Source organism: Dactylosporangium sp. CS-047395, assembly GCF_050942185.1.
GTDB lineage: Bacteria > Actinomycetota > Actinomycetes > Mycobacteriales > Micromonosporaceae > Dactylosporangium.
This window is the reverse complement of sequence record NZ_CP192015.1, coordinates 5550666-5573731: the sequence shown is the minus strand read 5'-3', so window position 1 is coordinate 5573731 and position 23066 is coordinate 5550666. Positions and strand designations below refer to the sequence as shown.

Below are 23066 nucleotides of genomic sequence, written 5' to 3'. Positions count from 1 at the left end.
TACCGGCCGGCCAGTCCGATTCGTTACCGTTGATGCGTGACGTCGCAGCTGCAGTTCACGCCGGAATTCTGGAACAACCCCCATCCCGTGTACGCGCACCTGCGGCAGGAAGCGCCGGTCCACCCGGTGACGCTGCCCAACGGCATCGAGGTCTGGCTGGTGACGCGGTACGCCGACTGCAAGGTGGCGCTCGCCGATCCACGCCTGTCGAAGCGGCAAGGTGCCGGGGACAACGCGAGGTCGCTGGCGCGGCCGGTGAGCACCCCGCTGACCAGGCACCTGCTCGCCAACGATCCGCCCGATCACACCCGGTTGCGCAAGCTGGTGGCGAAGGTGTTCACGGCGCGCCGGGTCGAGGAGCTGCGGCCCCGGGTCGGCGAGCTGAGCGCCGCGCTGGTCGGGTCGCTGCGCGGCCAGGAGGAGGCGGAGCTGGTCGAGGATTACGCGGTACACCTGCCGATCCAGGTCATCTGTGAACTGCTCGGCGTGCCGGTCGAGGATCAGGCCGACTTCCGGCGGTGGACCTCCGTCATGGTGTCGGCGTCGGCGGGCGGGCCCGGCGTGCCGGAGGCGGCCGCGGCGTTCGTGGGCTATCTGCTGGGGCTCATCGACCGCAAGCGTTCGGCGCCGGCGGGTGACCTGCTGAGCGCGCTCATCGCGACCCGGGACGAGGGCGACCGGCTCAGCGAGGACGAGCTCACGTCGATGGCGTTCCTGCTGCTGCTCGCCGGGCACGAGACGACGGTCAACCTGATCGGCAACGGGATGTACACCCTGATGACCCATCCGGACGCGCACCGCCGGCTGCGGGCGGATCCCGCGCTGGTTCCGGCCGCGATCGAGGAGTTCCTGAGGCTGGAGAGCCCGGTGGAGACGGCCACGTCCCGCACCGCCATGGAGCCGGTCACCTACGGCGGCGTGACGATCCCGGCCGGCGCGATGGTGGCGATCTCACTGCTCGCGGCGGATCGGGACCCGGAGCGTTTCCCCGCGCCGGACACGTTCGACCTCGACCGCGCCGACAACCAGCACCTGGCGTTCGGGTACGGCATCCACTACTGCCTCGGCGCGCCCCTCGCCCGCCTCGAGGCGCAGATCGCGTTCACCGACCTGCTCACCGCGTTCCCCGGCATGCGGCTCGCGGTGCCGGCGGCGGAGGTGCGGTGGCGGCCGGGCGTGCTGATCCACGGGCCGGTCGCGCTGCCCGTGCGCCTCTGAGCGTCAGTCCTCCGGCATGTGGCCGCCCGCACCCAGGAAGAAGGCGGACAGTCCCAGCACCGCCACGATGAGGGCGGCCAGCTTCGTGAACAACCCGGTCGGGTCGGCGACCGTGACGTTGAACCAGCCGCGCGGGTCCTTGCGCACCCGGACCACGTCGCCGACCTTCGGCTCGGTGCTCATGAACCGCAGCCGGCCCAGGTTCTCGCCGGTCTGGCGGTCGGCGACCTGGTAGGCGGGGAAGCGCTTCTCGGAGACCTTGCTGATCGCGCGGACGACCTGCGTGACCTGCGCGTCGGTGGGCACGCCCTCGCGCGACATGTACACCGGCAGGACCAGCAGCGTGCCGAGCACCGAGCCGGCGATCAGCGCCAGCAGCATCACCACACGGTTGCCGGCCGAGTGGTCGGGCGCGCCGAGCCGGTACAGCAGGTAGCCGGGCACGGCCGCGAACAGCGACAGGATCAGGCCGGCGGCGAGCCACTTGAAGCTCGGACCGCCGGCCATGATGCCGCACACGATGACGAACGCCGTCGTCACGATGAGTGCGAGCAGCGTTCGCCAGATGCCCTTGAGCAGTGCGCGCCACGGATAGTGCCTCACGAGTGAGCACCGTAGGCGATCACCGCGCGAAGCGCTGCCCCCGGGTTGGCACCAATCCGCTCACCTGCTCAGACCTTGCCCTCCACCCGTTCGACGGCGGTCGCGTAGTCCGGGACCGCCGACATCGCCGCGGCCAGGCGCAGGAACGGCAGCGCGTCCTTGGGCCGGTTCTGCCGCTCCAGCGTGCGTCCCAGCAGGTGGCACGCGTAGTGGTCACTCGGGTCCCGATCGACGAGCGCGCGCAGATGCGTCTCGGCCCGGTTGAGCTGCGCGGAGGCGAAATAGGCGCGCGCCAGCCACAGCCGCACCTCGGCGTTGCCCGGCTCCTCGTCCAGCACGGTGGACAGGATCTTGGCGGCCTCGATGGGATCACCGGCGTCGAAGTAGAGGACTCCCCTGCGGTACTCGGCGATGGCGTCGTTCATGGTCAGCCACAACGCACGGACGGTACGAAAGCTTCCCTAGTGCTGCCGCAGCCACCCGATCAGGTCATCGAGCACGCGCTCCTGCTCGGGTTCGTTGTACACCTCGTGGTGCAGGCCGTCGTACACGTGCAGCGTGAGGTCCTTCGAACCGGCACGTTCGGCGATCAGCCGGCTCGATTCGGCGTCGACCAGGCCGTCCTCCGACCCGTGCAGCACGAGCGCGGGCAGCGTCAGCTCGGGCAGCCGGCGCTGGAACTCGACCATCTGCGAGAGCATCGCGCCGCCGAGCCCGGCCGGCACCTTGCCGTGATGCACCAGCGGATCGGCGTCGTACTTCGCCACCACCGCCGGGTCCTTCGAGATCAGCCGGGACGGCAGCGTCTGCACGGGCGCCCCGGGCGCGATGCGGCCGAGCACCTTGGCCACCGCGATCGCCGGCTTCGGGATTCCCTTGCCGGGCAGCACCGGCGTGCCCGACAGCACGAGTCCGCGCAGCTCGGCCTGGTGATCGAGGGCATACGCGAGCGCGATCATGGCCCCCATGCTGTGCCCGATCAGAAACGGCGACTGCCCCGCGTGCCGGTCGCGCACAGCCGCGAAAAGCAACCGCAGATCGCTCGTGTACTCCCTGATGCTCCGGGCCAGCAACCGCTTGCCCGCCGACCGTCCGTGCCCCCGGTGGTCGGGCGCGTACACCGCGAGCCCGATGTCGCCGAGCCGCTGCACCACGTGGTCGTAGCGCCGGGCGTGCTCCCCCATGCCGTGCGAGAGCACGGCGTAGCCGGTCGCGCCGGACTCGGGCACCCACGCGTCGTACACGATCCGGACGCCGCCACCGCCGGTGAGGGCGAGTTCATCGCGCTGCATGGCAGCATGGTCCGCCGACCGCCCCCGCCGCGCAAGCACCACCGGGCATACTCGTGACGACATGGTCACGCTACGCAGTCGCCGCTTCTCCCGCCGCAACGTGCCCGCTCCGCGCGCCTGTCGGATCGGTCACGCGAGTGCGCGATCCGGTCACGCCGTGCGTTCGGAGGGCGGCGCGGGGCACGGCGGCAGGAAACGGTCACCCGGTGCGTTCGGCCGGCGACCGTTCGATGCAGAACTCGTTGCCCTCGGGATCGGCGACGACAACCCAGCCGGTACCGTCTGGTCGTCTGAAATCGTCGACTTGAGAGGCGCCCAGGGCGAGCACCCGCTCCAGCTCCTCGTCGCGCGTCGCGTCCAGCGGCTGCACGTCGAAGTGGATGCGGTTCTTCACGCTCTTGGGCTCGGGGACGCGGATGAACAGCAGGCCGGCAGAGCCGTCCGGAGCCAGGATGAGCGCCTGATCATGCGTTGGCAGGTTGGGGTCGTTGGGTGCTTCCTGGTAGCCGGTCACCGCACTCCAGAAGAGGGACAAGCGGTACGGGTCGGCGCAGTCGATCGTGATGTGCCTGATGCGGACGGTCATTGCGTCAAGGTATATGTGACAACGGTGTTGCCGCCGAAGGGAGCCGAAGGTTGCTGACAGCTGGCCCGGCGTGGACGGCTCCGGCCGAGCGCCCGCAGACTCCCGCGCCGCTGCTCAGCGGCGCCGAAGAGGTGCTCGTCCTGACCGGCCGCGCGGATCTCGGCTTCGCCGAGGCCTGCCTGCGCCAGGCGCGCGCGGCGGGGGCGCGGACCACCGTGCTGTTCGACGCCCGCGCGGAGGCGACGCTCGGTGCGGGCACGACGGCGGTGCGCGAGGTGCTGCCGGTGCCGGTGGTGTGCCGTTCCGGCGGCGCGTTCCGCGCCCGCGTGGTGATCGCGGTCTCACCGACCGCCGCCACGGTGTCGATCGGCTCCGGCGACGCCACGCCCGGCGGATGGGGCCCCGACGCGGAGGTGTGGACGCACCTGACGGCGGACGGCCCGACGGTACCGACGCTGATCACCGACCTGGCGGAGTGGCTGCGGCGCCTGCCCGGCCAGCTGTGGATCGAGCCGATCGGGGTGGAGCGCCTCGAGTCGGTCGCGGCCCTGCTGACCGCCCGCCCGCACGAAGGCGAGCACGAAGGCGAGCACGACGAGCCGATGCTGCTCGCCAACGACCAGGTGCCGATCGTCGAGCAGCTGCCGTTCTCCCCCGGCGCGGACCGGCTCAGCGTCGCCGCGCCCGCGTTCGACCCGGCCGGACGCGCCTTCGGCGAGCTCGCCCGCGCGGTGCGCGCGTTGCAGGTGCGCCTGCTGGTGCCGTCCGGGGTGCGCTGCGACGCGGCCGGCCTGACCGCCGCGCTCGACGAGGTCGGCGGCTTCGACGAGACCGGCGAGGTGCTGGTGCAGACCGCGAGCGACGGGCGGTACCGCGGCGCCGGGGTCATCGAGTGGTGGAACGGTGACGCCGGCGTGCTCGTGACCGGTGGCCTGGACTGCACCCCCGAGTCGCTGCTGGTGACGAGCGCCGACCCGGGCGGCAACTGCGAGCTGGCGCTGCTGCAGGAGGTGACGGCGTCGCTGCTGGACCCGGTCGACGGGCGCGAGGTCGCGCTCGGCGACCCGTCCCTCGCCGTTCGTACCCCCGAGCCGGTCCCGCCCGCCGCCACCCGGGTCCTCACGCTGCGCGTGCACGCCGATCGCGTCGAGGCGAACCTGGTCGCGGCCGGTTCGAGCGCGCCCGACGGCCTGGTCGCGACGGCCGGCGAGACGTCGCTCAAGCTGCCGTGGACGGCGGCGGAGGGGCGGCTGCACACGTACGTGGCGGAGGGCGCGCGGCTCGGCGGCCGCTCGGCCCAGGTCCGGGCGGCGGACGGCACCCAGCTGGGCGAGGCCGTGATCAGCGACGTCGCCGTGGCCGTGACCCGCTACACGCACCCCTCGCCGCTGGAGGTCCGCGAGCTCGGCGACGTCTTCGGCGACGCCGGCGACCTCGAGGCGCTGTTCGCGGCGGTCTCGGCGCTGGCCTCCGGGCGCACCGCACGCCACGGCGTCCCGGTCGCCGAGCGCCGCGCCGCCGAGGAGGAGCGGCTGCGCGCGATCGTCGGCCCGGCGCTGCTCGACTTCGCGTTCGGCCGTACCGCCGTGGACGCCGCCGACGGCCTCGGCATCGCCGTGGTCGGCATGGACGCGGGCCAGATCGAGCGCCTGCGCCAGCAGGTCCTGCGCCTCGGCGGGGCGGCCGCGGGCTGGCCGCTGCCCGCCCGGCTGGCCGCGTTCCGCATCGTGCTCGTGCTCGCCGCCGCCGGCCTGTGGCCCGCGCCGCAGGACTGGACCCCGCTCCTCGCGGCCGGCCTGGACGCCCTCATCGCGGCCGACGACGAGGCCTTCGCCGAGGAGCAGGCCGCCCTGGCCACGGTCGGTCTCGCCGCGGTACACCACGGCCACCTGCTCTCACCGCTCGGCGGCTTCGAGGACCTCCGCGCGCAGGTACGCCTCGACGCGGCCCCGCCCGCCGACCTGGTCGCCCGCTTCGCCGACGGCCTCGCGGGCGACATCCTCGGCACCGACTTCCGCGCCGAGGGCATCGCCGCCGACGCCGGCGAGCTGCTCGTGCGCTCCGCGTTCGACGACGCCGTCGACGCGATCCCGGACTCCATCGGCACCGTCCAGCGCTCGGACCACGGCGGCGTGCTCGTCGACACCTCCAAGGACCCGCGGCGCACCACGCTGCTCGTCCTGGACCTCCTCCGCGACTTCCCCGACACCCACGTGACCGTCCGCGGCGCGGCGGGCACCGAGACCCACGGCTGGTGGAACGGCCGCCGCCTGGTGCTGCTGACCCCGTTCGGCGGCCGGTGGCGCGGGTCGCTGTGGCCGGGCCTGATGACGGGCATCGCCACCTACGCGAAGGGCGCCTCCCAGCTCCCGACCGCCACCCGCACCTGGATCACCGAGGTCGCGGAGATGGACGAGAGCTGACCCGCCGCTCCGCTCGCGTCGACCTGGTGTCAGGCTGCGGACTGCAGGGTCTTCAGGCCGGCCTCGACCTGGTCCAGCACGGCCAGGGCGTCGCCGTAGCCGCCGGGCAGGAAGTCGGGGATGGGGACGAGGCGGTTGTTCTTCGCGGCCGGGAGGTTGGTGAAGGCCGGCTGCGCCCACAGCTTCGGGCCCTCGTTGTTCGGCTTGCCGTCGTACCCCGCGTAGAAGCCGATCACGTCGCCGTCGGCGAGGGCGTCGATGCGCTCGTAGGACAGGGCCTGGTTGCCGGGGCCCGGGACGGCGGCGCTGGCCGGGGCGAACTGGATGCCGGCGGCGGCGAGGATGGTGCCGACGTCGGAGCCCGGGCCGTACACCCAGTACTGGCCCTGGTCGAAGCCGCCCTGCAGGATGCTCCACTTGTAGCGGCCCAGCACCGCGGCGTAGGTGGACTTGATGGTGTTCGCGCGCTCGGTGATCTGCTTCTCGAGGTCCGCGATCCGGTCGCGCTTGCCGACGGCGTCGGCGGTCGTCCTGGCCGTCGCCTGCCAGGTGTCGGCGGTCGCGATGACGGTCGGGGCGAGGGCGGACAGCTTGTCGTACACGTCGGTGTTCCACGGGTAGTCGACGCCGATGATGACGTCGGGCTTCAGGGCCGCGACCTTCTCGAGGTCGATCTGGCCCGCGGTGCCGATCTTCGGGGCCGGGGTCCAGCGGTCCTTGTACCGCGGGGAGATGTACTCCTCGCCCTGGTCGTACACGCCCACCGGCACGACGCCGAGGTCGTACAGGGTCGCCGAGGCCGACGGCTGGATGGTGACGACGCGGGCCGGCTGGGCCGGAATCTCGATCGGGCCCTTCGCGGTGTCGATCTTCCGGGTACCGGCCGCCGCCTGGGACCCGCCGCCCGCCGACGGGCCGTCGTCGTCCGTGCCGCAGGCGGCGAGCCCGAACAGCGCGGCCACGCCGAGGCCACCGGCGAGCAGACCGCGGCGGGACACCGTGCGGTTCGAGGGCGTATTGCTGGCAACGGGCTGATGGTTGGCGCTCATGCGGCGTGGCTCCTGCGGGTGGCGATTAGCTTAGGCTTGCCTAACGATCGCCAGGCTAGGAGTCAGGCCTTTGGCGGGACAAGGCCGGGCCGCGCCAGGTGATGTCGCCTACTCGCCGCTGTCACGCCGATCCGCCACCGTCAGCCGGCCGCAGACCATCGGGCGAAAGACGACCGGACGCGGATCAGAGGGTCGGCAGGCGCGAGAAGTACGCCGCCGGCGTGTGGCCCGTGACGCGGCGGAAGGCGGCGACGAATGCGCTGGCCGTCGCGTACCCCACCTGCGGTGCGACCCGCGCCACCGGCTGCCCCTCGGCCAGCAGCCCGATCGACGCCTGCAGCCGCGCATGGGCCCGCCACTGCGTGAAGGTCAGGCCGGTCTCGGTCAGGAAGAGCCGCAGCAGCGTACGCGGACTCGAGCGCGCCACCCGCGCCAGCTCGTCGAGGCTGCGGTGGTCCGTCGGGTCCGACAGCAGCAGGTGGGCCACGTCCCGGGCCCGCTCGTCGGCCGGGAGCGGCAGCTCGATGGTGGCCTTCACGACCGGCCGTAGCACCTCCAGCAGCACCGTCTCGGCGTGCAGGCGGTGATCGTCGGCGAGGGTGCCCGCCAAGTATTCGATCAGGTTGCGCGCCAGCGGGGACACCGCCATCACCGTCGGGTCGCGCCACGCCACCGGGCAGTTGTCGGGGTCCAGGTAGATGCCCTGCATGACGGAGGTGCGCAGGGCGATGGTCGCGTGCCGGACGCCGCCCGGGATCCACAGGGCCAGGGCGGGCGGGAGGACCCAGTACCGGTCGTCGACGTCGACCATCAGGACGCCGGCCGGGGCCCAGACCAGCTGATGCTCGCGGTGCACGTGGTGCTCGAACCGCTCGCCCCGCATCATGTCGAACCGGGCCAGCCCGATCGCCGCGGTCTGGATCGCCACGCGCCCTCCACCCTGATGGACCACTCATGGCGAACAGCCGACACCGGTTGGCGGGCTACGCCGTTTACGCCGAACTTAGGTCAGCCTAACGTAGCGATCATGATGATTGCCCCTGGTCACCTGCTGCGCGCGGCGTTGTGGGCGCGGCGGCGGGACCTCGTGCTCGCCACGGTGCTGTACAGCAGCCACCAGCTCGGCGAGGCCATGGTGCCGGTGATCATCGGGGCGGCCGTGAGCGGGGCCGTCGACCACGGGAGTCCGGCCGGCCTCGCGCTCTGGCTCGGCGTGCTGGGGGCCGACTTTCTGCTGCTCTCGATGTCGTACCGCTTCGGCGCCCGGGCCAGCACGCGCGCCAAGCAGTACACCGGTCACACCGTGCGCCTGTGGCTGACCGAGCGCGTGGTCCGGCCGGCGGGCGGGGTTCGCAACACGCCCGGCGACCTCCTGAGCCGGGCGAGCAGCGACACCACGCGGGTCGGCGCGTACGCGGGGCAGGTTGCCGCCGCCATCGCCGCCGCCGTCGTGCTGCTGGTCTCCGTCGTCCTGCTGCTGCGGTTCTCGGTGCTGCTCGGCGCTATCAGCCTGGCCGGCGCCGCGACCCTGCTCGCGGCCCAGCACGTCGTCGGCCGGCTCGTGCACGCCCGCAGCCTCACCGAGCAGCACGCGCAGGCCCGGGCGACCGCGCTGGCCGAGGACACCGTCCGTGGCCTGCGGGTGCTCAAGGGCATCGGCGCCGAGGACGGTGCGGTGACCGAGTACGCGAAGGCCAGCCGCCGGGCCATCGCCGCCGCCCGCCACGCGACCTCGTCCGGCGCCGCGCTCGCCGCCGCCGGGGCCCTGTTGAGCGGCGGGTACCTCACCGTCATCGCCGGCACGGGCGGCTACCTGGCGCTCACCGGCCGCATCGGGCTCGGCGCGCTGGTGTCGGCCCTCGGGCTGGCCCAGTTCGTGATCGGGCCGATGCAGGTGCTCGCCGGGGCCGCCGTCGCCCACGCCCGCGCCGCCGCCTCCGCCGCCCGCGTCCACGAGGTGCTGACGCAACCCCCGGCGGTCGAGGAGGGCGGCGGCGCCGCATCGGGCACGACGGTGCGCTTCGAGCGTGTCCGCCTGGCCGCGGGCCACACCGAGCTGACGGTGAGCACCGGGCCGGGCGGCCTCACCGGGATCACGTGCGCCGACCCGGCGGCAGCGGCCGCGATACCGATGCTGCTGGCCCGCGAACAGGACCCGGCGGAGGGCCGCATCCTGCTCGCCGGCCGGGACATCAGGGACTCCGGACTGGCCGGGCTCCGCGCGCACCTCCTGGTGTCACCGCACGACGCGGTCCTGATGCCGGGCACCATCGCCGAGAACCTCGCGGCGCTCACCGGAACGCCGGCCGCACCGGCCGACGCGATCCGGGCGGCCGCCGCCGACCAGGTCGTCGAGGTCGCCGCCGACGGGTTGCACACCGAGGTCGGCGACCGCGGTGAGGCCCTCTCCGGCGGCCAGCGCCAGCGCGTCGCCCTCGCCCGGGCACTCGCCGCCGATCCCCCGATCCTCGTCCTGCACGACCCGACCACCGCCGTCGACGCCGTCACCGAGGACCGTATCGCCGAGCGTGTCAAGCAGCTCCGCGGAGCGCGACCGACGATCGTGGTCACGAACAGCCCCGCCTGGCTCACCCGCTGCGACCACGTCATCACGGTGCAGCCGGCGTCATGAGCGACCCGATCCTCCCCGTCGCCACCGGCGCCGAGGTCCGGCACGAGCTGCGCACCCTCCTCGACGGACACCGCGCCACACTCGCCGCCGCCTTGGGCGTCCTGCTCGCCGGCAGCGCGGTACGGCTCGCCGGACCCGCCGCCATCGGCGCCATCACCCAGGCGATCGCCGACCACCGCGGTACCGCAGCGCTGGCCGGACCCCTCGCGCTCCTCGCCGCCGCCGCGCTCGCCGGCGCCGGCACCACCTGGGCCGGCACCGCGCTCCTCACCCGCGTCGTCCTGCCCGCCCTCGGGCGGCTCCGGGAACAGGCGCTCGGCGCGGCGGTCAAGCTTCCCCTCGAAGCGGTCGAACGGGGCGGCACCGGCGACCTCGTCGCCCGCCTCGCCGGCGACGTCGAGCAGGTCGGCGACGTCGCCCAGGGCGTGCTCGGCCGCTTCCTCAGCGCCGCCCTCACCATCGCCGCGACCCTGGCCGGGCTGGCCGTCCTGGACTGGCGGTTCGCCGTCGCGGGGCTGCTGGCCGTACCGGTGCAGGCGACCACCCTGCGCTGGTATCTGCGCACCTCCAGGCCGATCTACGCGGCCGGCCGGGCCGCCGACGGCCGCCGGGCCGCCGCCCTGCTCGCCGGGTTCACCGCCCTGCCCACCCTGCGCGCCCTCGGGCTGGGACAGCGGCAGCGGGACGCGATCGACCGGGCGTCGCGGGAGTCGATGGCGTACGAGTTCCAGGCGACCCGGGCCGCCACCCGCTTCTACGGCCGCCTCAACGTGGCCGAGTTCGTCGGGCTGGGCGCCGTCCTGCTCGTCGCGTACGTCCTGGTCCGCAACGGCTGGGCCGGCATCGGCGCCGCCACCACCGCCGCGCTGTTCTTCGCCGGCCTGTTCGACCCGGTCAACGCCGCGCTGGGCGTGTTCGACGAGCTCCAGCAGGCCGGCGCCGGCCTGGCCCGCCTGGTCGGCATCACCCGGGCCCGGCCCGAGCCGCCGCGAAGCAGCCATCCCGGCCGGGAGCTGCGGGCCGAACACCTGCGGTTCGGCTACGGCGCCGGCCCGGACGTCCTGCACGACGTCAGCCTGCACGTCCCGCCGCGGCACCACGTCGCGATCGTCGGCGCCAGCGGCTCCGGCAAGTCGACCCTCGCCGCCCTGCTCACCGGCCTCCGGCAGCCCCGCCGGGGCACGATCCACCCCGGTGGCGTGCTCGTGACGCAGGAGACGCACGTGTTCGCCGGTACCGTCGCCGACAACCTCCGCCTCGCCAAGCCGGGCGCCACCGACGAGGAACTCGCGCAGGCGCTGCGGGCGGTGGGCGCGCACCTGCCCGAGGACGGCCCGCTCACGGCGAGCCAGGCCCAGCATCTCGCCCTGGCCCGGGTCATGCTGCTCGACCCGGACATCGTGGTGCTCGACGAGGCGACCGCGGAGGCCGGCAGCGACGCCGCGAAGAGCCTGGACCGGGCCGCGGCCGCCGTCCTGCGGGGCCGCACCGCGGTGACCATCGCCCACCGCCTCGAGCAGGCGATGGGCGCCGACCTGATCGTCGTCATGGAGGCGGGCCGGATCGTCGAGCGCGGCACCCACGACGAGCTGATCAGGAACCGGCGGACCTACGCCGAGCTCTGGGCGAAGCGCGATGCATGGGCACGATCAGCGGCGTCCCGCTCTGCGGGTCGGTGATGATCTCGCAGCGCAGGCCGAAGACCTCCTCGACCAGCGCGGCCGTGACGATGTCGGCCGGCGGCCCCTGCGCCGCGATCGCCCCGTCCCGCATCGCGATGAGGTGGGTCGCGTACCGGCACGCGTGGTTGAGGTCGTGCAGCACGGCCACGAGGGTGTACCCCTGGTGCTCGTGCAGGTCCGCGCACAGGTCCAGCACGTCCGTCTGGTGCGCGATGTCCAGGAACGTGATCGGCTCGTCGAGCAGCAGGATGTCCGTCTGCTGGGCCAGCGCCATCGCGACCCAGACCCGCTGCCGCTGCCCGCCGGAGAGTTCGTCGACGTAACGGTCGGCGAGTTCGAGTACACCCGTGGCGGTCATCGACTCGGTGACGATGCGCTCGTCGTCGCGCGACCACTGGCGCAGCAGGCGCTGGTGCGGGTAGCGGCCCCGGGCGACCAGGTCGGCCACGGTGATGCCGTCGGGCGCGGTCGGCGACTGCGGCAACAGGCCGAGCCGCCGGGCCAGCTGCTTGGCGGGCATCCGGGTGATGTCGCGGCCGTCGAGGTAGGCCGCGCCCCGGGTTGGTCTGATCATCCGGGACAGGGCGCGGAGCAGCGTCGACTTGCCGCAGCCGTTGGCGCCGACGATGACCGTGAAGGAGCCGTCGGGGATGACCACGTCCAGGGCGGTACTGATGATCCGCTGGTCGTAGGCGAGCGTCAGATCCTCGGCGTGCAGCCGGGCGGGCGGGTTCATGAGCGTCCGGACCTCCACTCGCGGGCCAGCAGCCAGCACAGGTACAGCCCGCCGAGCGCCCCGGTCAGCACGCCCACGGGCAGCTGGCCGGAGGGGATCACCCGCTGGGCGGCGAAGTCGGCGGCGAGCAGCAGCGCGGCGCCCATCGCCCCGGCCGGCACGAGCTGCGCGCCGGGGCCGCGGGTCAGCGGGCGGCACAGCTGCGGCGCGGCCAGCGCGACGAAGGTGATCGGGCCGGCGGCGGCGACGGTGACGGCGGCCAGGGCGGTGCCGGTGAAGATCAGCAGGTACCGGCTGCGCTCGACGGGAAGCCCGAGGCCCTTCGCCGTCTCGTCGCCCAGGGCCAACCACCCCAGCGCCCGCCCGCCGACGACGGCCAGAGGCGTGAGCAGGGCCACGGACACCGCGAGCGGCGTGACGGTGCCCCAGCCGACCGCGTTGAGGCTGCCGATGAGCCACACGGCGGCGCTCTGCGCGTCGGTGAGCGTGGCCTTGGTGAGCAGCCACGTGGTCACCGACTGCAGCATCGCGCCGATCCCGATGCCGATCAGGATGAGCCGATACCCGGTCAGGCGGCGGTGCCGGGCCGACAGCAGCGTCACGACGACCGCGGTGACGAGGCCGCCGCCGACCGCCGCGATCGCGAGCTGCGCCGGGCCGCCGCGCAGGACCACGATCTCCAGCACCGCACCGCAGGCCGCGCCGGCCGTGAAGCCGATGATGTCGGGGCTGCCCAGCGGATTGCGCGACAGGCCCTGAAACACGGCCCCGCTCAGGCCCAGCGCCCAGCCCGCCAGGATCGCCGTCAAAACCCTTGGAAGCCGCAGTTGTACCACGATGAAGTGCTCGATCCGCGTGCCGTGCCCGAGCAGCGTGGCCCAGACCCGATCCAGCGCGACGGGGTACGTGCCGGTGGTGAGGCTCAGCGCCCCCACCGCGACGACGATCGCGAGCAGCACCCCGCAGACGGCAACGGTGCGCGGGTGCCAGCGCACCGAGAACCGGTCGGCGCGCGTGCGCAGCACCCGGCCGGACCCGACGCTCACAGCTCGGGCACCCGGCGGCGGCGGACGAGCGCGATGAACACCGGCGCGCCCAGGAACGCGGTCACGATGCCGGCCTGGATCTCGGCCGGGCGGGCGAGCAGCCGGCCCAGCAGGTCGCTGCCCAGCACCAGGATCGGGCCCAGCACCAGCGCGTACGGCATGAGCCACCGATGGTCGGGCCCGGTCACCGCGCGGGCGATGTGCGGCACGGTGAGCCCGACGAACGCGATCGGCCCGACGGCGGCGGTGGCGGCCCCGCACAGCAGCGTGACCGCGACGGCGCCGAGCACGCGGGTGCGCCCGACCCGGTTGCCCAGCGCCCGGGCCGTCTCGTCGCCGAGGGCGAGGGTGTTGAGCGCGCCGGACAGCCCGGCGGCCAGGACCGCTCCCACCGCGAGGAACGGCAGGACCTGCCAGATGACGGCCCGGTCGACGGCGGCGAGGGAGCCGACGCCCCAGAACCGGAACCCGTCGAAGACCTTCGGGTCGAGCAGCGTGATGAGGTTGATGAGCGCGCCGAGGACCGCGCTGACCGCCGTGCCAGCCAGGGCCAGCCGCACCGGGGTGGCGCCGGAGCGGCCGCGGGAGCCGAGCAGGTACACCAGCACGGAGGCGATCCCGGCCCCGGCGAACGCGAACCAGACGAACTCGGTCAGGTCGGCGAAGCGCCAGATCCAGATGGCCACGACGACCGCGAACGCGGCCCCGGCGTTGACCCCAAGGAGGCCGGGATCGGCGAGCGGGTTGCGGGTCAGGGCCTGCATGAGCACGCCGGCCGCGGCGAGGGACGCCCCGGCGGCCACGCCGAGCAGCGTGCGGGGCAGGCGCAGGTCGAGGATGACGCCGGCGTCGGGGCCGCGCCCGTGCAGCAGCGCGTCGAGGACCTGGCCGAACGGGATCGCCTTGACGCCCACGGCGAGGCTGCCGAGGACGACGAGCAGGAGCAGGGCGAGGGCGGCGGCCAGGCCGGCGGCCCGGACGGCACGCATGTGGTTCTCGTTCGCCCTTCGCCTCAGGTAAGCCTTGCCTAAGGAACCTAGGGCGAGCGGCGGCCCACGACAAGATCCGCCACCCGCCATCCCGTGTCGCCGAACCGCCAGCCGTGACCGGGAGTGACGCAAAGGCGTCCGAACGCGTACGTCTTTCGACACAGACGGCGCCCGCCCGGGCGGCGACGCTGCGTGCATGAAGCAGAACGCAGTCGTCCTCGGCGGCAGCGTCGCCGGGCTCCTCGCGGCGGCCGCCCTCGCGCCGCGCTACGACACCATCGAGATCATCGAGCGGGACGACCTCCCGTACGGGCCCGAGGCCCGGCGGGGCACGCCCCAGGGGCGGCACGTGCACGCCCTGCTCCCCCGCGGGCTCCAGGCCGCCGAAGGCCTGCTGCCCGGGCTCACCGACCAGCTCCTGGCCGCCGGGGCGCTCCCCGGCGACGTGCTCGGCAACGCCCGCTGGTACTTGAACGGCCGGCCGCTGGCCCGCCGGTCCATCGGGCTGGCGGCGCTCACCGCGAGCCGTCCGCTGATCGAGCACACGATCCGGGCCGCGGTCCGGGACCTGCCCAACGTCACCATCACCGACGGCCACGACGTCGTCGGCCTGCGCGCCGAGGCCCAAGGGGTTCGGGCGGTGCACATCACCAGCCGGTACGGGCACGGCTCCCGGGTCGTCCCGGCCGATCTTCTCGTCGACGCCACCGGGCGCGGCTCGCGGATGCCGCAGTGGCTGGCCGGCCTCGGGTTCGCGGCGCCGGCCGAGGACGTGGTGCCGATCGACGTGCGGTACGCGTCGCGGATCTTCGAGGGCGACCTGCTCGCCGACGACCGGGTGGTGATCACCGCCCGCTACCCGGGCCTGCGCCGCAGCTCGGTCATGCAGCGCCTGGAGGGCGGCCGGGTGCTGGTCACCCTGGCCGGCGTGCACGGCGAGCGGCCGCCGGCCGACCTCGACGGCTTCGCGGCGTACGCGGGCAGCCTGCCCGTCCCGGACACGGCCAAGGTCATCGCGGGCGGCACCCCGGTCGGGGACGCGTCGACGTACCACTTCCCCGCGTACGTGCGGCGCCGCTACGAGTCCGCGGCGCTCCCGCCGGGCCTGCTCGTGATCGGTGACGCCGCGTGTGCGTTCAACCCCGTCTACGGGCAGGGCATGTCGACCGCCGCGATGTCCGCGGAGCTGCTGCGCGCGGACGACGACCCGGCCCGGTTCCACGCCGGGCAGGCCGAGCTGCACGAGGCGCCGTGGACCCTGGCCGTCGGGGCCGACCTGGCCCTGGACGGCCGGTCGACCGGCGGACCGGCCGCGACGATCCGGGCCATCCAGCTGGCCGCGGTCGAGGACGGCGACCTGGCCGAGGCGTTCATCCGGGTCACGTCCCTGGTGGACCCGCCGCGGTCGCTGTTCGCGCCCTGGATCGCCGAGCGGCTGGCCGCCACCGCATGACGAAGCGGCTGGTGTCCCCGGTGCGGGGACACCAGCCGGGAAGAGAACCTAGAACCCGCGGGCCAGGCGGTAGTAGGCCGCGTTCCAGCGGACCTCCTTGGCGAACTCGCGGGTGGTGGTGTCGGCGTCGATGACGAGCAGCTCGGTGCCGACCATCTCGGCCAGGTCGTGCAGCTCCTCCACGCCGACCGCCTGTGACAGCACGGTGTGGTGCGGCCCGCCCGCGGTCAGCCACGACTCCGCGGACGTGGCGAGGTCCGGGGCCGGCTTCCACACCGCGCGCGCGACGGGGAGCCTGGGCAGCGGGGCGGATGGCGGTACCACGTCGATCTCGTTGGCGACGAGGCGGAACCGCTCCCCCAGGTCGGCCAGGCCGAGCACCACGGCCCGGCCGGGCGCGGCGTCGAACACCAGCCGGACCGGGTCCTCGCGGCCGCCGATGCCCAGCGGGTGGATCTCGCAGGAGGGGGTGTCGGCCGCGATCGACGGGCACACCTCGAGCATGTGCGCGCCCAGGATGACCTCGTTGCCCGGGGTCAGGTCGTAGGTGTAGTCCTCCATGAACGACGTCCCGCCGCCCGGCGCCATGGCCTTGAGGGTGCGCACGAGGACGGAGGTCTTCCAGTCGCCCTCGCCGCCGAAGCCGTAGCCGTCGGCCATCAGCCGCTGCACGGCCAGGCCCGGCAGCTGCCGCAGCCCGCCGAGGTCCTCGAAGTTGGTGGTGAACGCCTTGTAGCCGCCCGCCTCCAGGAAGGAGCGCAGGCCGAGCTCGATGCGGGCCGCGTAGCGCAGCGACTCCGCGCGCTCGCCCAGCAACGCCGAGGCGACCCGGTACGTGTCGGCGTACTCCTTGACGAGCTTGTCGACCTCCGAGTCCGCGGCGGCGTCCACCGCTTCGACGAGGTCGTTCACGCCGTACGTGTTGACCGAGACGCCGAAGCGCAGCTGCGCCTCGACCTTGTCGCCCTCGGTGACCGCCACGTCGCGCATGTTGTCGCCGAAGCGGACCAGCTTGAGCGAACGCATCTCGCTGTAGCCGGCGGCGGCCCGGGCCCAGGCCCCGATCCGCTGGGCCACCCGCGGGTCGCTGACGTGCCCGGCCACCGTCTTGCGGGCCACGCCGAGGCGGGACTGGATGTAGCCGAACTCCCGGTCGCCGTGCGCGGCCTGGTTGAGGTTCATGAAGTCCATGTCGATGTCCGCCCACGGCAGCGCCACGTTGGCCTGCGTGTGCAGGTGCAGCAGCGGGGTGCGCAGCGCGTCGAGGCCGGCGATCCACATCTTGGCCGGGGAGAACGTGTGCATCCAGGCCACGACGCCGACCACGCCCGGGTCGGCGTTGGCCTCCAGGCACACCTTGAGGATGTCGCCGGCCGAGGTCAGCACCGGCTTCCACACCACCCGGGGTCCGACGGCCGGCGACTCGTCGAGGGCCGCGGCGATCTGGCGCGACTGCGACGCCACCTGCTCCAGGGTCTCCGGTCCGTAGAGTCCCTGGCTGCCGGTGAGGAACCAAATCTCGTGCGACGTCATCGTGCGCCCTTCTGGCCGTATACGTTCTGATAGCGGTCGAACAAGGAGTCGACGGCCGCGCCGGGCAGCCGCTCCACGGGACCGAGCTGGCGGGCGAGGTGCATGGTGCGGGCCACGTCCTCGCACATGACGGACGCCTTGACGGCGGCCTTGGCGGACTTGCCGATGGTGAACGGCCCGTGCTGGCGCATGAGGACCGCGGGCGAGCGGTGCCCGGTCAGCGTCTCGACGATCCCGCGGCCGATCGCGTCGGAGCCGATGAGCGCGAACGGGCCGACCGGGATGTCCCCGCCGAACTCGTCGGCCATCGCGGTGATCGAGCACGGGATCGGCTCGCCGCGCGCGGCCCACGCGGTCGCGTACGGGCTGTGCGTGTGCACCACCCCGCCGACCTCGGGCATGTGGCGGTACACGTAGGCGTGCGCCTCGGTGTCGCTGGACGGCGCGTGCTCGCCCTCCACCAGCTTGCCCTCCAGGTCGCACACGACCATCGTCTCCGGGGTGAGCTCGTGGTAACCCACCCCCGAGGGCTTGATGACGAGCAGGTCCTCGCCCGGCACCCGGGCCGAGACGTTCCCCGCCGTCCACGTCACCAGGCCCCAGCGGATGAGCTCCGCGTGCAGGGCGCAGACCTCCTCGCGCAGGCGGCTGATCACCGGGCGACCTCTTCGCGCAGCGTCCGCAGCCGGTGCAGCACGTCGTTCGTGCCCCTTCCGAAGTAGTCGTGCAGGGCCACGTACTCGGCGTACAGCCGGTCGTAGACGTCGGCCGCGGCCTCGTCGGGCACGTACACGTCCCGCTCGACCCGGCCCATCGCGGCCGCCGCGGCCCGGATGTCGGGGTAGACGCCCGCGGCGACGGCGGCGTGCATCGCGGAACCGAGCGCCGGGCCCTGCTCCGAGCCGATCACCGAGATGGGGCGGCGCAGCACGTCGGCGTACACCTGCATCAGGAAACGGTTCTTGAGCAACCCGCCGGCGGCGATGAACTCCGTCACCGGCACCCCCGACGCCTCCAGCGCGGCGATGATGGTGCGCGTGCCGAACGCCGTCGCCTCGACCAGCGCCCGGTAGACGTCCTCCGGCCGGGTGTGCAGCGTCTGCCCGACGATGACCCCGGACAGGCCGTGGTCGACGAGCACCGAGCGGTTGCCGTTGTGCCAGTCGAGGGCCACCAGTCCGTGCGCGCCGGGGCGCTGGGCGGCGGCGAGCTCGGTCAGCTGCTCGTGGGTCACGGCGCCGCCGAGGAGCGTCTCGACGTACCAGGCGAAGATGTCGCCGACGCCGGACTGCCCGGCCTCGTAGCCCCACAGGCCGGGGATGATGCCGTCCTGCACCACGCCGCACATGCCGGGCACGTCGGCGAGCTCCGCGCCGCTCATCACGTGGCAGGTCGAGGTGCCCATGATGGCCACCAGCTGGCCCGGCTCGACCGCCTTGGCGGCCGGCGCGGTGACGTGCGCGTCGACGTTGCCGACCGCGACGGCGATCCCGGCCGGCAGCCCGGTCCAGGCCGCCGCCTCGTCGGTGAGCGAACCGGCCCGCCCGCCGAGCGGGGCGAGCGGGCCGTCCACCTTGGACACCCAGTCGCCGAAGCCGGGGTCCAACGCCTCGAGGAACGCCTTCGACGGGTACGCACCGTCCTGGTAGACGCCCTTGTAGCCGGCCAGCCCGACCATCCGCGTCTCCACGCCGGCCAGCTGCCAGACGATCCAGTCGGCCGCCTCGATGAACCGCTCGGCGCGGGCGTAGACGTCGGGCGCCTCCTGCAGCACCTGCAGGGCCTTGGCGAGCTGCCATTCCGAGGAGAGCTTCCCGCCGTACCGTGGCAGCCAGGGCTCTTGCCGCTCGGCGGCCAGGGCGTTGATGCGGTCGGCCTGGCCCTGCGCCGCGTGGTGTTTCCACAGCTTCGGGTAGGCGTGCTGCTCCGCGGGCAACACGTCGCAGAGCGGCGTGCCGTCGGCGAGGACGGGCAGGAAGGTGCACGCGGTGAAGTCGGTGGCGATGCCCACGACGTCGCCGGGGTCGATGCCGGCCTGCGCGACCGCCTGCGGGACCGCGGTGCGCAGCACGTCGATCCAGTCGGACGGGATCTGCAGTGCCCAATGTGGAGGGAGGGGGTCCCCGGTCGCCGGCAGCGTGCGCTCGACGGCGCCGTGCCGGTACTCGTGGACGGCCGTGGCGACCTCGGCCCCGTCGTCCGCCCGGACCACGAGGGCGCGTCCGGACAGGGTGCCGAAGTCGACGCCGACTACGTATTGCGTCATCTGGTTCTCCGCGCGGTCTGTTTCCTGGTCACCGTCCGCTGCAGCACGATGAAGACGAACAGCAGCGCACCGATGACGATCTTGGTCCACCAGGAGCTGAGGGTGCCCTGGAACGTGATGATGGTCTGGATGAGGCCGAGCACGCCGACGCCGAGGACGGTGCCGAGCACGAAGCCGGAGCCGCCGGTGAGCACCGTGCCGCCGATGACGACGGCCGCGATCGCGTCGAGCTCCATGCCCAGCGCGTTGAGGCCGTAGCCGGAGGGCGTGTAGAAGGTCAGCAGCACCCCGCCGAGGGCCGAGCACAGGCCGCTGATGGTGTAGACGCCGATCTTCGTGCGCCCGACCGGCAAACCCATGAGCAGCGCCGACTGCTGGTTGCCGCCGAGGGCGTAGACGTTGCGGCCGAAGCGGGTGTACGCCAGCACGTACGCCGCCGCCGCCACGACCACCGCGCTGATGACGACGCTCCAGCCGATGTGGAAGCCGCCGAAGCGCAGCTTGTCCGAGGCGACGCCGTTCCACCACTCGTTGGTGATCGGGATCGAGTCGGTGCTGATGACGTAGCAGGTGCCGCGGGCCAGGAACATGCCGGCCAGGGTGGCGATGAACGGCTGGATGTCGAAGAAGTGGATGATCGCGCCCATGCCCAGGCCGATGACCCCGCCGACGGCCAGCACCACCAGGATGACCAGGCCGGGATTGAAGCCCTTTTCCAGCATCGTCGCCGCGATCATCGTGGTCAGGGCGACCACCGCGCCCACCGACAGGTCGATGCCGCCGGTGAGGATCACGAAGGTCATGCCGACCGCGACGACGAGCAGGAACGCGTTGTCGATGAAGACGTTGAGCACGATCTGCGTGTCGTCGAAGCCCTCGTAGCGCACGACGCCGACGCTGTACATGATGACGAGCAGGATGCCGGTCGCCATCACCGGCTTGCGCAGCCAGGTGACGGCCACCTGCTGCCACGACCGGGCCCGCGCCTGCGCCGCGGTGTCCACTGTGGTCACGCGCCCACCTGCACCTTCTCGTCGGTCCGGGCGGCGACCGGCACCGGCCGGCGCCGCTGGAACATGGCCCGGAACTTCGCCGACTGGGCCAGGCACAGCACGATGACGACGATCGCCTTGAACAGCAGGGTGACCTCGGGCGGTACGCCGACGGTGTAGATGGTGATGTCGAGCGTCTTGATGATGACCGCGCCCAGCACGGTGCCGGCGATGGAGAACCGCCCGCCGGACAGCGACGTGCCGCCGATGACCACGGCGAGGATCGCGTCGAGCTCGATGAGCAGGCCGGCGTTGTTGCCGTCGGCGCTGGACACGTTCGAGCTGATCATCAGCCCGGCGACGGCGGCGCAGACCGCGGCGAACACGTAGACGCCGAGGATCAGCCAGCGGGACTTGATGCCCGCGAGCCGGGACGCCTCCGCGTTGCCGCCGACCGCCTCCAGCAGCATGCCCAGCGCGGAGCGGCGCACGAACAGGGCGGCCAGGCCGATGACGGCGGCCGCGATGAGCACGCACAGCGGGAGCGAGAGCCAGTAGCCGGCCCCGATCATCTTGTACGGCCCGCTGTTCACCGTGATGATCTGCCCGTCGGTGATGAGCTGGGCCAGCCCGCGCCCGGCCACCATGAGGATCAGGGTGGCGATGATGGGCTGGATGCCGATGGTCGCGACCAGGAACCCGTTCCACGCCCCGAGCACCAGCGCGAGCACGATGGCCAGGCCGACGGCGCCCAGGACGCCGCCGACGCTGGCCTGGTCGCCGAGGTCGCTGATGCGCAGGCAGGCGATGGCGCCCGCGATCGCCACGACCGCGCCGACCGAGAGGTCGATGCCGCCGGTGGCGATGACGAGCGTCATGCCCAGCGCGACCAGGGCAAGCGGCGCGGAGGCGCGCAGGATGTCGATGAGGCTGCCGTACAGGTGGCCTTCACGCAGCTCGATGCTGAAGAAGCCGTGCGAGCGGAAGACGTTCGTGACGAGCAGGATCGCGAGGACGGCGAGCGGCCAGACGAAGCGCTTCACGCGGGATCACCTCCCTTGGCGATGGCGGCCATGAGCCGGTCGGTGTCGACGTCGTCGGTGTTGGGCAGCTCGGCGACGATGCGCCGGTCCCGCAGCACCGCGATCTTGTGGCTGAGCCGGAGCACCTCCTCGAGCTCGGCGGAGATGAACAGCACCGCCATGCCGCCGTCGGAGAGCTCGGTGACCAGGCGCTGGATCTCGGCCTTGGCGCCGACGTCGATGCCGCGGGTGGGCTCGTCGAGGATGAGCAGCCGCGGTTCGGTGATGAGCCAGCGGGCCAGCAGCACCTTCTGCTGGTTGCCGCCGGAGAGGTTCCGCACGGGCAGGTCGGGGTTGGCCGGGCGGATGTCGAGGGCCTTGACGTACTTGTCGACGAGCTCGTCCTTGCGCTGCCGGGACAGCGGCCGGGACCAGCCGCGGGCCGCCTGCAGCGCGAGCACGATGTTCTCGCGCACCGACAGCTCCTCGACGAGTCCCTCGGTGCGCCGATTCTCCGAGCAGAACGCGATGTCGTGCTGCATCGCCGTGCGCGGGCCGTGCATCGCGATCGGCTTGCCGTCGACCGCGATGGTCCCGCTGTCCGCGCGGTCCGCGCCGAAGAACAACCGCGCCGCCTCGGTACGCCCGGAGCCCAGCAGCCCCGCCAGTCCGACGACCTCTCCCTTGTGGATGGTCAGGCTGAACGGCGCGATGGCCCCGCTGCGGCCCAGATCCTCGGCGGCGACCACCGGCTCCGCGTTGTCCAGCCGCCGCTTGGGCTGGTCGTCGAGGCGCTCGAGGAGCGCCAGCTCCTTGCCGATCATGAGGCTGATCAGCTCCAGCTGCGGCAGGTCGGCCACGGCGTGCTCGCCGACGAGCCGGCCGTTGCGCAGGATCGTCATCCGGTCGCAGATCTCGTAGACCTGGTCCAGGAAGTGCGAGACGAACAGGATGGCCATGCCCTCGCCCTTGAGCTGGCGCATGACCCGGAACAGCTGGGTCACCTCACCGGCGTCGAGGCTGGAGGTCGGCTCGTCCAGGACGAGGACCTTGGCCTCCACGTCGATGGCGCGGGCGATGGCCACCATCTGCTGCACCGCGATCGAGTACTCGGCCAGCGGCGCCGAGACGTCGAGGTCGAGCTCGAGGCGGTGCAGCAGCTCGGCGGCCCGCTTGCGCATGGTGCCCCAGCGGATGTGCCCGAAGGTGCGCGGCTCCCGGCCGATGAAGATGTTCTCGGCGACCGAGAGGTTCGCGCAGAGGTTGACCTCCTGGTAGACCGTGCTGATGCCGGCCTGGGTGGCCTGCAGCGGCCCGGTGAAGCTCACCGGGGTGCCGTCGAGGACGATCTCGCCCGCGTCGTTGCTGTAGACGCCCGTGAGCACCTTGATCAGGGTGGACTTCCCGGCGCCGTTCTCGCCCATGAGGGCGTGGACCTCGCCTGGCGACAGGCGGAAGTCCACGTCCTGCAGGGCCATGACACCCGGGAACTGCTTGGTGATGCCGGTCATGGTCAGCATGGTTCAGTCCGGTCTCTTCGGGCC

General features: G+C 73.0%; 20 protein-coding genes. 5 read left to right on the top strand and 15 right to left on the bottom strand.

Features of this window, described 5'->3' with window-relative positions:
- The first annotated feature begins 36 nt into the window (after positions 1 to 36).
- Entirely contained in the window at positions 37 to 1218 is a 1182-nt protein-coding gene (locus tag ACQP00_RS26290; RefSeq protein WP_433223493.1) for a cytochrome P450 family protein, read from the top strand.
- Positions 1219 to 1221: 3 nt separating this feature from the next.
- Here ACQP00_RS26290 and ACQP00_RS26285 read toward each other — a convergent pair whose 3' ends face one another.
- From ACQP00_RS26285 to ACQP00_RS26270, 4 genes are all read right to left on the bottom strand, one after another.
- Complete coding sequence (locus ACQP00_RS26285) at positions 1222 to 1821, bottom strand: hypothetical protein (protein ID WP_433223492.1); 600 nt, start codon at positions 1819 to 1821, stop codon at positions 1222 to 1224.
- Between the two features lie 68 nt (positions 1822 to 1889).
- Positions 1890 to 2246: a tetratricopeptide repeat protein gene (locus ACQP00_RS26280; RefSeq protein ID WP_433223991.1), complete on the bottom strand. Its 357-nt coding sequence runs from the start codon at positions 2244 to 2246 to the stop codon at positions 1890 to 1892.
- Positions 2247 to 2282: 36 nt separating this feature from the next.
- Positions 2283 to 3113 carry an alpha/beta hydrolase gene (locus ACQP00_RS26275; RefSeq protein ID WP_433223490.1) on the bottom strand — a complete coding sequence of 277 codons (831 nt, stop codon included), beginning with the start codon at positions 3111 to 3113 and terminating at the stop codon, positions 2283 to 2285.
- 199 nt (positions 3114 to 3312) lie between these two features.
- On the bottom strand, positions 3313 to 3699 hold the full coding sequence (locus ACQP00_RS26270) for a VOC family protein (protein WP_433223488.1): 387 nt from the start codon (positions 3697 to 3699) through the stop codon (positions 3313 to 3315).
- A 50-nt stretch (positions 3700 to 3749) separates the two neighbouring features.
- On the opposite strand from ACQP00_RS26270, the gene ACQP00_RS26265 reads away from it, so the two are divergent.
- Positions 3750 to 6122: a hypothetical protein gene (locus ACQP00_RS26265; protein WP_433223486.1), complete on the top strand. Its 2373-nt coding sequence runs from the start codon at positions 3750 to 3752 to the stop codon at positions 6120 to 6122.
- Positions 6123 to 6151: 29 nt separating this feature from the next.
- On the opposite strand, the gene ACQP00_RS26260 is transcribed toward ACQP00_RS26265, so the two are convergent.
- Entirely contained in the window at positions 6152 to 7171 is a 1020-nt protein-coding gene (locus tag ACQP00_RS26260; RefSeq protein ID WP_433223484.1) for an ABC transporter substrate-binding protein, read from the bottom strand.
- A 184-nt stretch (positions 7172 to 7355) separates the two neighbouring features.
- Positions 7356 to 8099 carry an AraC family transcriptional regulator gene (locus ACQP00_RS26255; protein WP_433223483.1) on the bottom strand — a complete coding sequence of 248 codons (744 nt, stop codon included), beginning with the start codon at positions 8097 to 8099 and terminating at the stop codon, positions 7356 to 7358.
- A gap of 99 nt (positions 8100 to 8198) precedes the next feature.
- Here ACQP00_RS26255 and ACQP00_RS26250 point away from each other — a divergent pair, with 99 nt between their 5' ends.
- Together ACQP00_RS26250 and ACQP00_RS26245 are read left to right on the top strand one after the other, a co-directional pair.
- Entirely contained in the window at positions 8199 to 9803 is a 1605-nt protein-coding gene (locus tag ACQP00_RS26250; protein WP_433223481.1) for an ABC transporter transmembrane domain-containing protein, read from the top strand.
- Complete coding sequence (locus ACQP00_RS26245; protein WP_433223479.1) at positions 9800 to 11482, top strand: ABC transporter ATP-binding protein; 1683 nt, start codon at positions 9800 to 9802, stop codon at positions 11480 to 11482. Before ACQP00_RS26250 ends, ACQP00_RS26245 begins: the two co-directional genes overlap by 4 nt.
- On the opposite strand, the gene ACQP00_RS26240 is transcribed toward ACQP00_RS26245, so the two are convergent.
- From ACQP00_RS26240 to ACQP00_RS26230, 3 genes are read right to left on the bottom strand one after another with little or no spacing between them, the layout of a single operon-like run.
- Positions 11397 to 12221 carry an ABC transporter ATP-binding protein gene (locus ACQP00_RS26240; RefSeq protein WP_433223477.1) on the bottom strand — a complete coding sequence of 275 codons (825 nt, stop codon included), beginning with the start codon at positions 12219 to 12221 and terminating at the stop codon, positions 11397 to 11399. The two genes, ACQP00_RS26245 and ACQP00_RS26240, sit on opposite strands and share 86 nt — an antisense overlap.
- Positions 12218 to 13267, bottom strand: a complete 1050-nt coding sequence (locus tag ACQP00_RS26235) for a FecCD family ABC transporter permease (RefSeq protein ID WP_433223475.1) — start codon at positions 13265 to 13267, stop codon at positions 12218 to 12220. Before ACQP00_RS26235 ends, ACQP00_RS26240 begins: the two co-directional genes overlap by 4 nt.
- On the bottom strand, positions 13264 to 14256 hold the full coding sequence (locus ACQP00_RS26230; RefSeq protein WP_433223473.1) for a FecCD family ABC transporter permease: 993 nt from the start codon (positions 14254 to 14256) through the stop codon (positions 13264 to 13266). The genes ACQP00_RS26235 and ACQP00_RS26230 overlap by 4 nt, the downstream gene beginning before the upstream one ends.
- 196 nt (positions 14257 to 14452) lie before the next feature.
- Here ACQP00_RS26230 and ACQP00_RS26225 point away from each other — a divergent pair, with 196 nt between their 5' ends.
- Complete coding sequence (locus tag ACQP00_RS26225; protein WP_433223471.1) at positions 14453 to 15709, top strand: FAD-dependent oxidoreductase; 1257 nt, start codon at positions 14453 to 14455, stop codon at positions 15707 to 15709.
- Between the two features lie 48 nt (positions 15710 to 15757).
- On the opposite strand, the gene araA is transcribed toward ACQP00_RS26225, so the two are convergent.
- From araA to ACQP00_RS26195, 6 genes are read right to left on the bottom strand one after another with little or no spacing between them, the layout of a single operon-like run.
- Entirely contained in the window at positions 15758 to 17242 is a 1485-nt protein-coding gene (gene araA, locus ACQP00_RS26220) for an L-arabinose isomerase (RefSeq protein WP_433223469.1), read from the bottom strand.
- Positions 17239 to 17898, bottom strand: coding sequence for an L-ribulose-5-phosphate 4-epimerase (locus ACQP00_RS26215; RefSeq protein WP_433223467.1), 660 nt, complete (start codon positions 17896 to 17898; stop codon positions 17239 to 17241). Before ACQP00_RS26215 ends, araA begins: the two co-directional genes overlap by 4 nt.
- Positions 17895 to 19508, bottom strand: a complete 1614-nt coding sequence (locus ACQP00_RS26210; RefSeq protein WP_433223465.1) for a ribulokinase — start codon at positions 19506 to 19508, stop codon at positions 17895 to 17897. The genes ACQP00_RS26215 and ACQP00_RS26210 overlap by 4 nt, the downstream gene beginning before the upstream one ends.
- Positions 19505 to 20521: a galactofuranose ABC transporter, permease protein YjfF gene (gene yjfF, locus ACQP00_RS26205; protein WP_433223463.1), complete on the bottom strand. Its 1017-nt coding sequence runs from the start codon at positions 20519 to 20521 to the stop codon at positions 19505 to 19507. The genes ACQP00_RS26210 and yjfF overlap by 4 nt, the downstream gene beginning before the upstream one ends.
- Positions 20518 to 21543, bottom strand: coding sequence for an ABC transporter permease (locus ACQP00_RS26200; RefSeq protein WP_433223461.1), 1026 nt, complete (start codon positions 21541 to 21543; stop codon positions 20518 to 20520). The genes yjfF and ACQP00_RS26200 overlap by 4 nt, the downstream gene beginning before the upstream one ends.
- On the bottom strand, positions 21540 to 23042 hold the full coding sequence (locus ACQP00_RS26195) for a sugar ABC transporter ATP-binding protein (RefSeq protein WP_433223459.1): 1503 nt from the start codon (positions 23040 to 23042) through the stop codon (positions 21540 to 21542). The genes ACQP00_RS26200 and ACQP00_RS26195 overlap by 4 nt, the downstream gene beginning before the upstream one ends.
- Between the last annotated feature and the right edge of the window lie 24 nt (positions 23043 to 23066).